The organism is Psychrobacter maritimus (genome assembly GCF_904846345.1).
In the GTDB taxonomy this organism is placed as follows: domain Bacteria; phylum Pseudomonadota; class Gammaproteobacteria; order Pseudomonadales; family Moraxellaceae; genus Psychrobacter; species Psychrobacter maritimus.
Window position 1 is genome coordinate 261,199 of the sequence record NZ_CAJHAJ010000004.1, and the last position, 13,918, is coordinate 275,116.

Annotated in this window: 14 protein-coding genes and 1 pseudogene; 4 read left to right on the top strand and 11 right to left on the bottom strand. The window is 43.3% G+C overall.

Annotated elements, in window-relative coordinates; translation table 11 throughout:
• Positions 1–51: 51 nt before the first annotated feature.
• From JMX50_RS07630 to ilvA, 7 genes and pseudogenes are all read right to left on the bottom strand, one after another.
• The gene (locus JMX50_RS07630; protein ID WP_201565294.1) at positions 52–825 is read right to left on the bottom strand and encodes a YdcF family protein; all 774 of its coding nucleotides are present in this window, start codon (positions 823–825) and stop codon (positions 52–54) included.
• Positions 815–1,963 (bottom strand): UDP-N-acetylmuramate dehydrogenase, encoded by a 1,149-nt coding sequence (gene murB / locus JMX50_RS07635; protein WP_201629075.1) that lies wholly within the window; start codon positions 1,961–1,963, stop codon positions 815–817. Before murB ends, JMX50_RS07630 begins: the two co-directional genes overlap by 11 nt.
• A 94-nt stretch (positions 1,964–2,057) precedes the next feature.
• Entirely contained in the window at positions 2,058–2,555 is a 498-nt protein-coding gene (locus JMX50_RS07640; protein ID WP_201619322.1) for a low molecular weight protein-tyrosine-phosphatase, read from the bottom strand.
• 214 nt (positions 2,556–2,769) lie between these two features.
• Positions 2,770–3,210, bottom strand: a complete 441-nt coding sequence (locus JMX50_RS07645) for an RNA-binding S4 domain-containing protein (RefSeq protein WP_201564959.1) — start codon at positions 3,208–3,210, stop codon at positions 2,770–2,772.
• A gap of 121 nt (positions 3,211–3,331) precedes the next feature.
• Entirely contained in the window at positions 3,332–3,508 is a 177-nt protein-coding gene (locus tag JMX50_RS07650; RefSeq protein ID WP_201629076.1) for a hypothetical protein, read from the bottom strand.
• 29 nt (positions 3,509–3,537) lie between these two features.
• A pseudogene (locus tag JMX50_RS13280) lies at positions 3,538–3,675 on the bottom strand (excalibur calcium-binding domain-containing protein); the annotation flags it as partial.
• 402 nt (positions 3,676–4,077) lie between these two features.
• Entirely contained in the window at positions 4,078–5,631 is a 1,554-nt protein-coding gene (gene ilvA, locus JMX50_RS07660; protein ID WP_201629077.1) for a threonine ammonia-lyase, biosynthetic, read from the bottom strand.
• A 373-nt stretch (positions 5,632–6,004) separates the two neighbouring features.
• Here ilvA and rpiA point away from each other — a divergent pair, with 373 nt between their 5' ends.
• Positions 6,005–6,664 carry a ribose-5-phosphate isomerase RpiA gene (rpiA, locus tag JMX50_RS07665; protein ID WP_201629078.1) on the top strand — a complete coding sequence of 220 codons (660 nt, stop codon included), beginning with the start codon at positions 6,005–6,007 and terminating at the stop codon, positions 6,662–6,664.
• Between the two features lie 162 nt (positions 6,665–6,826).
• On the opposite strand, the gene argF is transcribed toward rpiA, so the two are convergent.
• The 3 genes from argF to dnaB all read right to left on the bottom strand — a co-directional run bounded on the left by argF (position 6,827) and on the right by dnaB (position 10,683).
• Entirely contained in the window at positions 6,827–7,750 is a 924-nt protein-coding gene (argF, locus tag JMX50_RS07670) for an ornithine carbamoyltransferase (protein ID WP_201629079.1), read from the bottom strand.
• A gap of 213 nt (positions 7,751–7,963) precedes the next feature.
• The gene (alr, locus tag JMX50_RS07675) at positions 7,964–9,088 is read right to left on the bottom strand and encodes an alanine racemase (protein WP_201629080.1); all 1,125 of its coding nucleotides are present in this window, start codon (positions 9,086–9,088) and stop codon (positions 7,964–7,966) included.
• A 191-nt stretch (positions 9,089–9,279) separates the two neighbouring features.
• The gene (dnaB, locus tag JMX50_RS07680) at positions 9,280–10,683 is read right to left on the bottom strand and encodes a replicative DNA helicase (RefSeq protein ID WP_201625142.1); all 1,404 of its coding nucleotides are present in this window, start codon (positions 10,681–10,683) and stop codon (positions 9,280–9,282) included.
• A 348-nt stretch (positions 10,684–11,031) separates the two neighbouring features.
• On the opposite strand from dnaB, the gene pdxA reads away from it, so the two are divergent.
• The 3 genes from pdxA to JMX50_RS07695 all read left to right on the top strand — a co-directional run bounded on the left by pdxA (position 11,032) and on the right by JMX50_RS07695 (position 13,356).
• Complete coding sequence (gene pdxA / locus JMX50_RS07685; protein WP_201629081.1) at positions 11,032–12,129, top strand: 4-hydroxythreonine-4-phosphate dehydrogenase PdxA; 1,098 nt, start codon at positions 11,032–11,034, stop codon at positions 12,127–12,129.
• Between the two features lie 194 nt (positions 12,130–12,323).
• Complete coding sequence (locus JMX50_RS07690; RefSeq protein WP_201629082.1) at positions 12,324–12,854, top strand: hypothetical protein; 531 nt, start codon at positions 12,324–12,326, stop codon at positions 12,852–12,854.
• 16 nt (positions 12,855–12,870) lie between these two features.
• Positions 12,871–13,356, top strand: a complete 486-nt coding sequence (locus tag JMX50_RS07695; protein ID WP_201629083.1) for a hypothetical protein — start codon at positions 12,871–12,873, stop codon at positions 13,354–13,356.
• A 34-nt stretch (positions 13,357–13,390) separates the two neighbouring features.
• Here JMX50_RS07695 and JMX50_RS07700 read toward each other — a convergent pair whose 3' ends face one another.
• Positions 13,391–13,843: a PH domain-containing protein gene (locus JMX50_RS07700; RefSeq protein ID WP_201541384.1), complete on the bottom strand. Its 453-nt coding sequence runs from the start codon at positions 13,841–13,843 to the stop codon at positions 13,391–13,393.
• Positions 13,844–13,918 lie beyond the last annotated feature (75 nt).

The following is a 13,918-nucleotide window of genomic DNA, read 5'->3' on the forward strand; positions in this document are numbered from 1 at the left end:
ATCTAATGATGCTAATTTAATAATACTAGGTCAGAAAATGCCAGCTAAGCGTTATTCAGTAGGCGTTTTTACGGCATTGCCTCTAGGGGTTAAGAGTTGCTGCGAGGTCACATCCTTAGCATGCCGACAGTTTGCTTGCGGGCGTATCACATCACGTAAGTAGGCGGCGACTTCATAAACTGCCCGCCGCGAATGACTCAAGTTCTGTGCTGGTTCCATCCAATCGCGTTTGACCGGTAAAGGCGCATTGATTGGGGTACTATTGATGCCGTTTAGGGCAAACTGTCTCCTTGCCCGCGCCATATGATAGCTATCGGTAATCAGGTACACATGATATAGAGGAATACGCTTAGCAGTAAAACGCGCATTTTCACAGGTATTCATACTGGCATTTTCGCTGATGAGCCCATCAATACCGTGTTCAATAAGCCACTGACCAAGCCAAGGCGCCTCAGCGCCACTCAGTACAATAGGTAGTGGCAAATCATGATAGGCGGTTGCCGCCGTACGGGCGCGGTTGAGGCTATAACTGTTTAGGATGGTTTGATTGTTATTATCATTGGTCAGACCGCCGCCCAATACCACATAGGCGGTCGGTGGAGAGCTCATGGCGGCAGGCGGCATCTTTGGTAAAGGTAAATGGGCTAAGAGATAAATCACTGCTTGTGAAAATAGCGGGGTAAATAAACTGATGATAACGAGAATAACCGCCGTTGAACCCAGTAAAAAGGTGGCATTAATAATACGAAACAGCTTTATCATACGCTCAGCTGAACGTAAGTAAGAGCGCCATAAGCGCTTAGACCATGATCGTTTAGACCACATGCTCATCAAATCCAATAGAGCCGTCAGCATTTACCCAAACTGGCTCGCGTGATAATTCAATCGCAAATATCTCAGAGACAATATTGGCAATATGATTTTGAGCCTTTGCCACATCTGCTTGCGTCGCTTGATAAGGGCTGTGATTGGTCAACACCAAGGCTTGCTGCTGATGGGTCATAATCGGCGCTAAACCGCCACCTTTTAAACCAGATTGTTCAATCAACCAGCCAGCCGCAACCTTAACCATGGCATCCGGCATTGGATAGCCAACGATGGTAGGGTGAGCGGATTGTAGCGCTATAAATTGCGCTTGAGGAATAATAGGATTCTGAAAAAAACTGCCGCAATTAGGGAGCTGTTTAGGATCGGGCAGTTTTTGTTGGCGAATATCTATAATCGCCTGCATGACATCAGCAGGTACGGGCTGCACGCGCCCTTGCTGCTCTGCATAGCGCTGCGCGACCGTCTGCACATCGCCATAGCTAGCAAGGATTGTATTGGCATCGGTATGTAAGCGAAAACCCACGCGAGTGATAAGCCAAGTATTAGGCGCACGCTTAAAGAGGCTGTCACGGTAGCCAAACTGGCAGTCTGCTGCTGTGAGATGATGCCAAGTTTGGGTTGGCAGATGATAAGCACGCACGTACTCTAAGCAATCTTCTAATTGCACACCGTAAGCACCGATGTTTTGTACAGGCGCCGCTCCCGTCAGACCCGGTATCAATGCCAAGTTTTCAAGTCCATACCAACCTTGAGCCACGGTATACATCACCAAGTCATGCCAGTTTTCACCGGCCATCACTTCGATATCGACATGACTGTCTGTTTGCGCCGTCATAGTGATACCGTGCATTTGGGGACGTAAGACAATCGCATCTAGATGCGCTGGCAATAAAACATTGCTACCGCCAGAAAGTACGAATAAGGGCTTAGTAAGCTCTGCATCTTTTCCGTAATTTGCCATAAAGGCATCAAGTTGCGCCTCATCGGTGAGCGTCACGACCACATCCGCCACACATGCCAATGCCATGGTATTGCTATGGGACAAATCGACCGACTTAGCCTGTGGTACATTTACCGCAAGATTAGTCGATGTCGTAGGTTGAGCATTCGAATCATGGCGTAAAGCTGAGGTCATAACATAGCCTATCTGGCAAATAAACAAGAAATCATGCGGAGTTTATTATAAAGGATGCACGGCATAAAAGTAGCAGAAATATGGCGCTTTATTGCTAAGCAGTTTTCCAACTTTCAATCCACGCTTGGGCACTTGATTCGATACGTTCGATGACTTCTTCAAAAGCGTCGCCATCACCTTGATAAGGGTCTGGTACATCGTCGCCGCCGTAGGTTGGATCTTCTTCACTAAATAGCGCCAGTTTGGCAAGTTTGCCATCTGTGTCGCTGATGCTATCTTTAATGGCTTGCAGGTCGGCTAAGTTTTGCGCATCCATTGCCAAAATCAAATCAAATTTGCGAAAGTCGTCAGCGCTTACTTGACGCGCGACCAGCTTATTAATGTTATAACCATGAGCTTTAGCATGGCGCTGTGCCCGTACATCAGGCGCATGACCAATATGCCAGTCGCCAGTCCCTGCCGAATCCACTTTCATCGCCAGCCCTGCAATGGCTGCTTGCTGACGAAAAATCTCTTCGGCGGTCGGTGAACGGCAAATGTTTCCCAAACAAACCAATAGAACAGAGGAGGGAGTAGACGCTTTAATTGGCATATAATGACCTTTTATCACAACAAAAAAACATGCTATCAAGACCAGCATGGTTAATGCGGTTTATTAGCATGTTATCGAGTAAATTAATTGGCTATCAGCGTAACGGTTAATACGTTGAATGGCAAGGGTAGAGGTAAAACAATAGGGTCACATTAGGCTATGAATAATAGCAAGCTGCCGACCCCAATAGCCTATATAAATGTTAAGAATCGATTTAGTCTTGATTGTGTTTGAAGCGTTGTAAATCACGCCGCTCTTTTTTATTGGGTTTATTATCTGGACGGGCAAGATTGGCAAGTTTGCGCTGCTCGGCATAAAAAGCGCGGCGCTCCTCGCTTTCCTCAGTTTCAGAATATAACGCTTGGGCAGCAATCGCATTACCACGTTGTGCGCTTAGTGCTTCAACCAACACAGTTTTCTCAGTCATGGCGGTTGCTGAGCCTTGGCGAATACTGAGCTCATCCCCGACGGCAATCTCTTTGCTGGTTTTGACGCGGCTCCCTGCATAGTGGACGCGTCCGCTTTCGATGGCTTCTTTGGCAAGGGTGCGGGTGCGATAGAATCTAGCGGCCCATAACCATTTATCAAGACGCATGCGCACGGCATCTGGTTGGCTATGTGCGGGCTGATTATGGTTCTTATTGTGTTTACTCATCAAAACCTCATAGATATCAATAACGTAAGATAATAATGGTGCTGTTTTTACTGATTAAAAGAGCGTTAAGCGATTAAAGTATTTCAAAATAGGTTTTTATGGTGAATAAGGACAACTGAAATTAGCCATTGTTCTGATTGGTAGCTTTAGCAGCCATTGCTACAGCACTGTTAGTATTTAACTGCTCTAAACCGTTTATCACACCATTCATGTTTTTGACGTTTTTATTTTGGCTCAATTTAAACTGAGCTTGTATCGAATCGATAGACAGTCTAAAGCTAATAATACCGCGACACATGATGTTCTCAATTTATGCTTGATATAAAACTATTTACACCACTGCTGCTCACAAGGGATGCCGTCATAGTTACCATCCATTTTTGTATTAGGACAGTGTTGTAGGAAGTAGGTTGCTTCTGCGCATGAGGTCATCTGAGAGCAATGTTGCCTGCCATCACAAGAAAAGCTTGGTGCTGTTGGTTTAGGCGTTAATACTGGTTGTGACGTTAATACGGGGTTTACTGCCTGAATTGATGTTGCATCTGAAGCTGTGCCTAAATCGACGTACGTTGGCGGTATGTCATCCAAGTCAGTCGAGGTGAAAGCAGCGGCAGCTGAAGTATCAGCTGCAACATCAGTGGTAGGATTGCTAGTCATGGTTTTAGGTTGCAACATCTTATAACCTACTAGTGCTAAAACCAGTAATAATACAAATATCACTATCTTTTGAATCACGGCTTACCACCTAGTAATAATCACTACAAATGAATCAATGCTATAAGTGAATAGTCATTATTGATGCACCAGAGGCGGTTTTCTAATTGCTAAAAAACCGCATTGATAAATGAAAGTTTACTTCTGCTTTGATTATTTTAAAAACAACTGATAGCCAATATTGTCATTGAGCATAGTGCAGTCGTAGCCGATATCAAGAAGCGCATCTTGTAGTTGGCGAGAGTTGCCCTCAGAGGCTTGCACACCGACCAGCACGCGACCTTCAGCAGCGCCATGATTGCGATAATGAAATAAGGTGATATTAAAGTCGTCGCCAAGTTTCTCTAAGAAAGTCAGCAATGCGCCCGGACGTTCAGGGAAAACTACGTTGAATAATTGCTCGTTTTCGACATGCGCATGACCACCGATCAGATAACGGATATGTGATTTGGCGATATCATCATCGGTTAAGTCGTGTGCTTCATAGCCATCGGCTGCCAATTGACTGCTAATCGTTTGACGCTCTTTGTCGCCTTCTTTTAGGGCGATACCGACAAAGATTGCTGCAGGTTCCATCGAATCTGGTGATTTTTTGCTATCGGCACGGTAGTTAAACTCGGTGATATTACGGCCATGTAAGCTACGGCAGAAGTTTAAGAAAGCGCCGGTTTGCTCAGGAATCGTCACGCCAAAGATGGCTTCTTTTTTCTCACCAATCTCAGTACGCTCGGCGATATAACGCAAGCGGTCAAAGTTCATATTGGCACCGCAAATGATACCGACGCAGTTTTTACCTTGTAAGTTATGGGCTTCGATATATTTTTTCATGCCTGCAACGGACAAAGCGCCAGCAGGTTCAACGATACTGCGGTTTTCTTCAAAAACATCTTTCACCGCCGCGCAGACTTCGTCGTTGGTACAAGTGACCACTTCAGGCTCGACGACAGGACCTGATTTATCACTTTTTTGCATACGCACAATATCAAAAGGTAGCTCGCCAATTTGAGCGACTGCAACACCATCGACAAACAGACCGACTTGCTTAAGCGTGACTCGCTCATTTGCTTCAAGTGCCGCTTTTAATGAAGCTGATTGGTCTGCTTCTACAGCGATGACTTTGACGTGCGGCGCGACCTCACCCAAGAATGCTGCGACGCCAGAAATCAAACCGCCACCACCCACAGCAACGAATACATAATCCATGTTGCGCCATTGCTGGGTTAATTCCAGACCAATGGTGCCTTGTCCTGCAATGACCAATTCATCATCATAAGGCGGAATAAAGGTTAAACCCTCAGTCTCAGCGCGATTGATTGCATAACGGTTGGCTTCATCAAAGCTATCGCCATACAAATCAACATTACCGCCGAGTGCTCTAACGGCATCTACTTTAATATCAGGGGTGGTGGTTGGCATGACGATGATGTTATTTAGGGCAAGCTTACGCGCTGAATAAGCAACGCCTTGGGCGTGGTTGCCCGCTGAGGCGCAAATGACGCCGCGCGCTTTTTGCTCATCGCTCAATTGGCTAATACGGTTATAAGCACCGCGTAATTTAAAAGATTTTACTGGTTGCAGGTCTTCGCGCTTAAATCGAATATCATTAGCAAAACGTTGGGTCAGCTTGGGTGCAGCTTCAAGTGGTGTTTGAATGGCAACGTCATAGACGGTGGCTTGCAAGATGGCTCGTACCCAATGTGACAGCATAATAATTCCTAAACAGAGTGAAGATGAATAAAAGAAGTGCAAATGGCTATAAAGTCAGTGTTTATAAATTAGCCGCTATAAATAACTATAAACCAGTATAGATCAGCACAAAAACGAAATAGATTAGCCTATGCTGATTTTCACTATCTTGCAAGACACAATTGCAAATTTTATAGGGAGTTTTTTTGAAGGTTAAAGGTCAAGCCATCAATACATTAAAGTAAGTATGGGCTCTGAGAAGGGGCAATGAGTATTTAGAATGGGTTTTACGCTAACATCGCCTAAAGCCATCGGTTATAATAAGCGCGCATTTTACCTCTTTTATCATTTTAGCTCTTTTAGAGTGAGACGTTTATTTTTCCAAGGATTTATGATGAGTGATCAGCAAGCACAAAAGCAAGCTGCAGCCAAAGCTGCCCTAAGCTATATTGAAGATGACATGATACTTGGAGTGGGGACGGGCAGTACGGTTAACTGTTTGATTGAGTTGTTGCCGACATTAAGGCTTGCTGGCGCGGTTGCAAGCTCACAGGTCACCGAAGATAAACTTCGTGCCCTTGGTATCGAAATTGTCGATTTAAACTTTGCCGGTCAGCTTGATGTCTATATCGATGGTGCTGATGAGGTAAATGAGCATTTGCAATTGATTAAAGGTGGCGGCGGCGCGCTCACACGTGAAAAAATTGTCGCTGCAGCATCCAATAAGTTTATCTGTATGGTTGATGAAAGCAAAAGCGTTGAATGGTTGGGACGCGAATTTCCAGTACCGATAGAGGTGCTGCCACAAGCGCGCTCGTATGTGGCAAGGCAATTAGCCCGTTTGGGCGCTGAGCCAGTATATCGTGAAGATTTCGTTACCGATTATGGCAATGTGATTTTAGATACTTATGACTTAGATGTCAGTAACCCACTAGAGCTTGAGCAGCAATTAAACAATATCGTTGGGGTAGTCTGTAATGGTATCTTTGCTGCCAATCAAGCCGATGTCTTATTAAAAGCGGGCAGTAATGGAGTGATGACTTTAACGCGCTAATGTATTATTGACAGAATTTAATGCTATAACTTATCGCTAAATAAAGCCGTAAACAATAAAAAGGCAGAGCACTATAAATATGCTCTGCCTTTTTTTGTACGTGTTATTTTTAGACGTGCTGGTTTATCAATATTTCACGTTATGCTCTTTACCAGCCTGTTTTTAGGCAGGCAGCTTAATTTTGTCTTTTAATAAAAATTCCATCAAAGCTTTTTGCGCATGTAAGCGGTTTTCGGCTTCATGCCATACCACAGAGCGCGGATCATCTAGCATATCATGAGATATTTCCTCGCCGCGATGGGCTGGCAAGCAATGCATAAACACCACTTCAGGGTCGGCTTTATCGAGTAGTGATGGCGTCACTTGATAAGAAGCAAAGCGGCGCGCACGGGTATTTTGTTCAGACTCTTGCCCCATACTGGCCCAGACGTCGGTGACAATTAAGTTTGAATCTTTCGCCGCTTCTTGGACGTTTTCAACGATACTGACACAATGCGAGAAGCGTTTCATCAGCTCAGGGTCAGGCTCAAAACCATAAGGGGCTGCTACACGTAGCTCAAAGCCAAACTGATTGGCCGCTTGCATGTAGGAGGCACACATATTGTTGCCATCACCAACCCAAGTGACGATTTTATTTTCGATACTACCGCGATGCTCATAATACGTCTGCATATCAGCAAGCAGCTGGCAGGGATGGAATTCGTCAGTGAGCGCGTTGATAATCGGTACACTGGAATATTTCGCAAAGGTCTCAACTTTTTCGTGCCCAAAGGTGCGAATCATGATGATATCGACCATGCTCGAGATGACGCGAGCGGAATCTTCTAGAGGCTCACCACGGCCAAGTTGGGTGTCATTTGGCGATAAAAAGATAGCATTACCGCCAAACTGACCCATGCCAGTCTCGAAGGAGATACGCGTACGGGTGGATGATTTCTCAAATATCATACCAAGCGTCCGACCAACAAAGGGCTGATATATCTCGCCGGCGTGTTGCATCTTACGCAGTTCGCTCGCGCGTTTGATTAAGTTTTCTAGTTCTTGTTTGGTTAAATCAGATAGGGTCAAAAAATGGCGCAAACTCATAGTAATCCTAGCAGTCGATCGCAGTCGATGAAAAATGATACGTTGTCATTTTTTAATAGCATCGCGTCAGTGCGTATACTGGTGTGACAACAAACTTTTAGTATAGCGCAATTGGGCTTAATGTAAATGTCCAATTTGCCGTGATTCAGCAGTGCTGCAGTGTTGCATTGCTTCATTCTTCTCTCAAACCATCATTACATTAAACTCTATTAATTATGATTTTGCTATGGTCCGATTTGGACGAGCGCTTAGGCGGCATAGCAACTCATAGCTAATGGTCTCAGCATGGGCGGCGACTTCATCGACGTGCGGCGCATCACCCCAAAGTATCACTTTACTATCTAAAGCCACGCTTTCTGGAACAGTGCTGACATCAATGACGATCATATCCATCGCCACTCGTCCGACTACCGCGCATGGATAGCTTTGACGATTTATAGCATCAATAACAGAAACATAAGCGTTGTCACTCACCACCCGTGGATAGCCATCACCATAACCGATACTAACCAAAGCCGTTTTGGTATCTTGCATCGCAGTCCAGCGGCTGCCATAACCAATACTATCACCGGCGTTGACCGTTTGTAGAGCGATAATCTGCGCGCTAAATTCCATCGCTGGCTGTAAGTCCAAATCACGCGCACTTTTATCAATAACAGGCGTACTCCCGTAGAGCATGATGCCCGGACGTACCCAATCGTGATGATGCTCGGGGAAATTGACGATACCCGCTGAGTTGCACAATGAGCCTTTTACATCGCTACTCACCGTTTCTTTTAGGGTCTGCAGCATGTCGTTAAAGCGCTGGATTTGAATGGCGTTTAGAGGATGAGCGCGGTCATCGGCATTGGCAAAGTGAGTGGTCAAAACCAACTGATAACCGGCTTCATGCAGACGTTTGGCTGCTGGAATAAGGGTTTGGTCATTAAACCCTAAGCGGTTCATGCCAGTATTGTATTTAAGCCAAACCACACGGGTGGCACTGGTAGCAGGTGGGGTGTTTTCTAATGCCCATATTAATTGCGGCTCATGATGAATCACGCAGCTAATATCATGCTCTATCGCCAGCTGCCATTCATCTTTAGTAAATGCGCCTTCGATTAGACCAATGGTTTTATCCCAACCCAATTGACGAGCTTCCAAGGCTTCTATCAAGGTGGCGACGCCGATACCATCTGCCTGTGGTTTAGCTTGCTGTAATGCTGGCAGGATAGCGGCTACGCCATGACCATAGGCATTGGCTTTAACCATAGCAAGGACTTTAGCCGTCGGTGCCAGTTTTTTAACTTGAGCCAAATTATGGGTAATGGCAGCTGGTTTGATTGTGATGGTGCGCATAATTGCCTTCTTTATTAGCAAAGTTATTTTTATTAGTAAAACGGTTTCATTAAACAAATGGTGTTATTAGTCATGTGGTAAAGCAATAAAGCCAGTACGTCATCAACTGAGCTGATGACGCACTGGCTATTTTTTATTGATAATCGCTTATTAAGCGTATCGTTCGTTTTGTTTATTACTTATCAAGCTCATTACTCATCATTTTCAAAGCTGACGTTTTGATAATATTCTGGCGTCAGGTTGATAAAGCGGGTAAATTGCCCTTCAAAACCCAAGCGTATGGTGCCGATAGGGCCATTACGCTGTTTACCAATAATGATTTCAGCCACGCCTTTGTGGTCTGAGTTTTCATTATAAACCTCATCGCGATAAATAAACATAATCAAATCGGCATCCTGCTCAATCGCACCCGATTCACGCAAATCCGACATGATAGGGCGCTTATTAGGACGGTTCTCTAGACTACGGTTAAGCTGCGATAAGGCAATAACCGGACATTCAAGCTCACGAGCCAAAGCTTTTAAGCTACGAGAAATCTCGGAGATTTCTCCAACACGGTTGCCATCAAGATTAGGCACTTTCATCAGCTGTAGATAATCGACAATGATAGCGCCAAGTTTGCCATCATGATTTTTAGCGATACGGCGGCAGCGCGAACGTAGCTCAGAGGGCGGCAGGGCAGTACTGTCATCAATGTATAAATGCTTAGACTGCAAATGCTGAATGGCGTTCATCATTTTTGCCCATTCATCTTCATTCATTTGCCCAGAACGCAGGTGCGTCTGATTAATCGCGCCCCATGAAGATAGCAAACGCATGACGATAGATTCTGCTGGCATCTCCATCGAAAACACTACCACGGGTAAATCTTCGTTAAATAAAATCCCTTCTGCTAAGTTCATCGCAAAAGTGGTTTTACCCATAGAAGGACGTGCGGCGACGATAATTAAATCGCCTGCCTGCAAGCCCTGGGTTTTGTTGTTTAGCTCGACGAATGGGGTTTGCAAACCTATCATGCCGTCAGGATTGGATTTTAATTCTTGGATTTTATCAATAACATTGGTCAATACCGAGGTAATGCCAACAGGGCCACGCTGTTCTGCGCGTTTGTTATGTTGCTCATTAATACTAAATATTTTTGCCTCAACATTGTCCAAGATATCGCTTACCGTTTGGTCTTTGGGATTATAGGCAAGGGTCAGCATGTCATTGCCAGTAGTAATCAGCTGGCGTAAGGTCGATAGCTCGCGCACGCGCTGCGCATAAGCGGTGAGGTTAAACAAGGTGGCGGGACTTTGACTTAAAATATCGGCTAAGTAGCTGTCACCACCGGCACCTTTGAGTAGTTTTTGTGCTTCTAACCAGTCATGTACCATGACCGTATCATAAGGCTCGTTGACCGCCGCCAAATGCGCAATAGCATCAAAAATATACTGATGTCGCCCTGCATAAAAGTCGTCTTTGGTGACGATATCTGCAATCTTATCGTATGCCTCTTCGATACTCATCAAAGACGCTAGCAAGGCCTTTTCAATATCGATATTGTGCGGCGGTGTTTGATTGAGTAAGTCGTCGGTTTTTTCGTTGTCTGCCATGGATGCCTAATGTGTCAAAAGTCGGTATAAAATTAAGTATATAAGAGATTATAAATAGCGGTGTGCTATCAGTATTTATTTTAATAGTGATACAGCCAAGCAAGCGCGACATACCTCTACGAGAGAAGTACCAAAAGGTGGTCTCAGCGCTTGCTGGTAAATGCTACAATGAAAGGCGAAAGTTTAACACATTCTACCGTTTTTTCGGCTGCTATAAGTAACTATCTATAAAAATGCCATCTGCTATGACATAAAGTTTGCGATGTCTTAGACCATCTTAAACGCTCGTTTTTATAATAATAAATACAATAAAATCATATTCTTAATATCAAACTAGGATATTTTACTATGCAAAAAAGACTACCATTATTAATCACAACCGGTGAGCCTACTGGTATTGGGATGGATGTTGTGCTGCTATTAGCAGCTGAGGGTAAATTGCAAGATTTTAAACGCCCAATCTGGGTTACTGCCGATAGCACAGCGATGCAAAAGCGCGCTGATATGCTGGTAACAGCAGGCGTGCTCGAGAGCTGTCCATTTTGGCAAGCTGTCGATTTAGACATCGCAGCCGATGACTTTTTAGAGCAGATGTCACAGCAAACTATTGATGACAATAATAATGACAATCATGTTTTTATCCTGCTGAATACCCCTTGTGCTGAACCAGTTGTCTGCGGAAAAATTAATACTCGTAATTCGGCCATGGTTGCCAAGCAATTGGACATCGCCCATCAGTTAGCAACCAACAAAACAGTTGCTGCTATCGTCACAGGGCCATTGCAAAAATCTGCACTGATAGATGCTGATATTAAACTGCTCGATGGCACCATGTTTAGTGGTCATACTGAGTTTTTTATGCAGCAAAGTGGCTGTGAGAAAGTCGTGATGATGCTCGCCAATCAAGCCATGAAAGTGGCGCTTGTTACCACACATTTAGCATTGAAAGACATACCTACTGCTATCACCGCTGATAATGTACGCCAAACGGTGCAAATTGTCATTGACGATATGCGCGAGAAATTTGGTTTAACGCAGCCGCGTATACTAGTCTGCGGTCTTAATCCACATGCAGGCGAGGGCGGACATTTAGGCGTCGAGGAGATTGAAATTATCAATCCCGTATTGCGTGAGTTTGTTGATGCGGGCGTCGATATATCAGAGGCGATGCCAGCAGATACGTTATTTACACCCAGACATTTGGCGAATTGCGATGCGGTGATTGCTATGTATCATGATCAGGGTTTGCCAGTGCTTAAATCGCATGGTTTTGGTGATACGGTGAATCTTACCTTGGGGTTGCCGTATATTCGAACATCCGTCGATCACGGTACGGCGCTTGATTTAGCAGGGCGCGACGGCGCAAGTGCGACCAGCTTATACCAAGCACTATTGATGGCCAATGAGATGGCGGATAAATCGCTTATTAATAGATCTCTTATATAAAACTGCTACACTCGAAGTGTGTCACGCAGTATTGGGTAACTTTGTTGTGAATGATGGCTATTTATGAATCATCAAACACGGTCTAATATAAGTGGTTCCACTATAGCAGTCTGTTTTAAGTGGTCTATTAATAGGTTTGAAGGGTGAAATAGCTGGTTCCGCTAGGGTATACGCTATATAAATAGGAGAATAAATTGTTAAAGTTCAAAAGTATTAGCAATGATAATAAAATAGTTTCCATCGAATTTGATGACTATATTCCCTTTGATATAAATATCGGCAAGCCAAACTTTCAAAAATCATATTTTAGATACGGTGATGGAAAAAGGTCATTGCTCGAAATTGGAGTTAATGCGGAAGAGGGTGTAATGAGCAGTTGTACCTTGACAGTGATTAAAAGAGAAAATATTAAGAGACTTAATAGTTCTTTTAAAATTCCTGACTATTCACTGACTAAAGGTATTGTAATTTTTGATATTACAAAATCAAATAAGTGCTTAGATAGCTCTTTTATAGATACTCTTGATTCAGATCTTTATCTCGATTTAGGAAATAACTATATATCTGTAAGGTTTTCAATTAGTTATTGCAAAGTGGAGTCGTATATTATAAATGATAGATTAGTAGTAGGTTTTAATAATAGTAAAGAGTTATGTATCATAGCTATGACTCAATTATCTTTATCTGAAATAGAGAAAATTAAAGCCAGCACTGGATTAATATGACATTTAGGGCAAAGCTATGATTTACACCAATCTACTGATGAAAGAGTTTTTAGATATTAATGAAAGTGAAATACGAGAAGGCACATTAGATAAGGAGTTAGACCTTATCTTAAAAGAAGGGTTTTTACCGATAGGTGACTGCGTTTTTCTAGAAAAAACATTCCCTTCAAGCTATGCTCGCTGTTCAATTAAAAAACATGAGATTGAAAGAGAGTTTACTGATTTTTCGGGTTATGAAGTTTCGACCAATAGGTTTCATATTGAAGATTTTACAGACCAAGATCCGTTTATCCAGTCCATCATATTTTCTAATAAATTCAAGAAAAAGTGGCTTATGTATTTCCCTTTAGAGAGCGTTAATATAACAATAGGTTTTCAAAATGATGAGATTGGGAGTTTTGCAACTTTCACTTTTCACAAGAATAGGAACGGTGAGGTAGTGCATGATCTCAATAGCCTTGAATTATATGATCAGCCTATATACGTTGAAGTTCTATCTTGAAGTTCGACTCCTGTATAGCGCATCGATCTATAGGCTAACTCTTTATCAGCCCATTATTATCATCAGTTTTTAATGCTGGCACACGTTCTTGTATTGCATGATAGAACCTAATTTTGTCTTTTGGTGATATCACTATGCTACCACCTTCATATTTTATCTCAATCCTATCTAAGGACAGTGCTGGAGCAGATAAAGTACTACTGGTAGGAGTGATACGGGTGATGTCTTTCAATGAAATGCTCTGAGTAGAAAAACCATTTTTCACTAACAATGTGTCAGCTGTCAAAGTGTACTTTATGTTAAAAAACAGTACCAATAGCAGTAACGCAGTTGGTATGGTAAAAAGGCTAATAAATATTATTCTTTTGATAGAACTATTGTTGTACATCCATTCCCATACAGGCACCAAAACGAGTAGTAAGCTAGAACCTAATATTAAAAACGCCAACCAAAAATCAATCTTTGATGTAAATATAGTATTTATCATAATTTGTTAGCAGAAAGCCTTTAGTTAATATTTATATTCGAATAGCTCAGTTCATGTACACCACGAAGTACACTG

Excerpts from the sequence above, each read along its gene's own strand:
- JMX50_RS07630 (WP_201565294.1), bottom strand. The coding sequence starts at position 825 with ATGTGGTCTAAACGATCATGGTCTAAGCGCTTATGGCGCTCTTACTTA.
- murB (WP_201629075.1), bottom strand. The coding sequence starts at position 1,963 with ATGACCTCAGCTTTACGCCATGATTCGAATGCTCAACCTACGACATCG.
- JMX50_RS07640 (WP_201619322.1), bottom strand. The coding sequence starts at position 2,555 with ATGCCAATTAAAGCGTCTACTCCCTCCTCTGTTCTATTGGTTTGTTTG.
- JMX50_RS07645 (WP_201564959.1), bottom strand. The coding sequence starts at position 3,210 with ATGAGTAAACACAATAAGAACCATAATCAGCCCGCACATAGCCAACCA.
- JMX50_RS07650 (WP_201629076.1), bottom strand. The coding sequence starts at position 3,508 with ATGTGTCGCGGTATTATTAGCTTTAGACTGTCTATCGATTCGATACAA.
- ilvA (WP_201629077.1), bottom strand. The coding sequence starts at position 5,631 with ATGCTGTCACATTGGGTACGAGCCATCTTGCAAGCCACCGTCTATGAC.
- rpiA (WP_201629078.1), top strand. The coding sequence starts at position 6,005 with ATGAGTGATCAGCAAGCACAAAAGCAAGCTGCAGCCAAAGCTGCCCTA.
- argF (WP_201629079.1), bottom strand. The coding sequence starts at position 7,750 with ATGAGTTTGCGCCATTTTTTGACCCTATCTGATTTAACCAAACAAGAA.
- alr (WP_201629080.1), bottom strand. The coding sequence starts at position 9,088 with ATGCGCACCATCACAATCAAACCAGCTGCCATTACCCATAATTTGGCT.
- dnaB (WP_201625142.1), bottom strand. The coding sequence starts at position 10,683 with ATGGCAGACAACGAAAAAACCGACGACTTACTCAATCAAACACCGCCG.
- pdxA (WP_201629081.1), top strand. The coding sequence starts at position 11,032 with ATGCAAAAAAGACTACCATTATTAATCACAACCGGTGAGCCTACTGGT.
- JMX50_RS07695 (WP_201629083.1), top strand. The coding sequence starts at position 12,871 with ATGATTTACACCAATCTACTGATGAAAGAGTTTTTAGATATTAATGAA.
- JMX50_RS07700 (WP_201541384.1), bottom strand. The coding sequence starts at position 13,843 with ATGATAAATACTATATTTACATCAAAGATTGATTTTTGGTTGGCGTTT.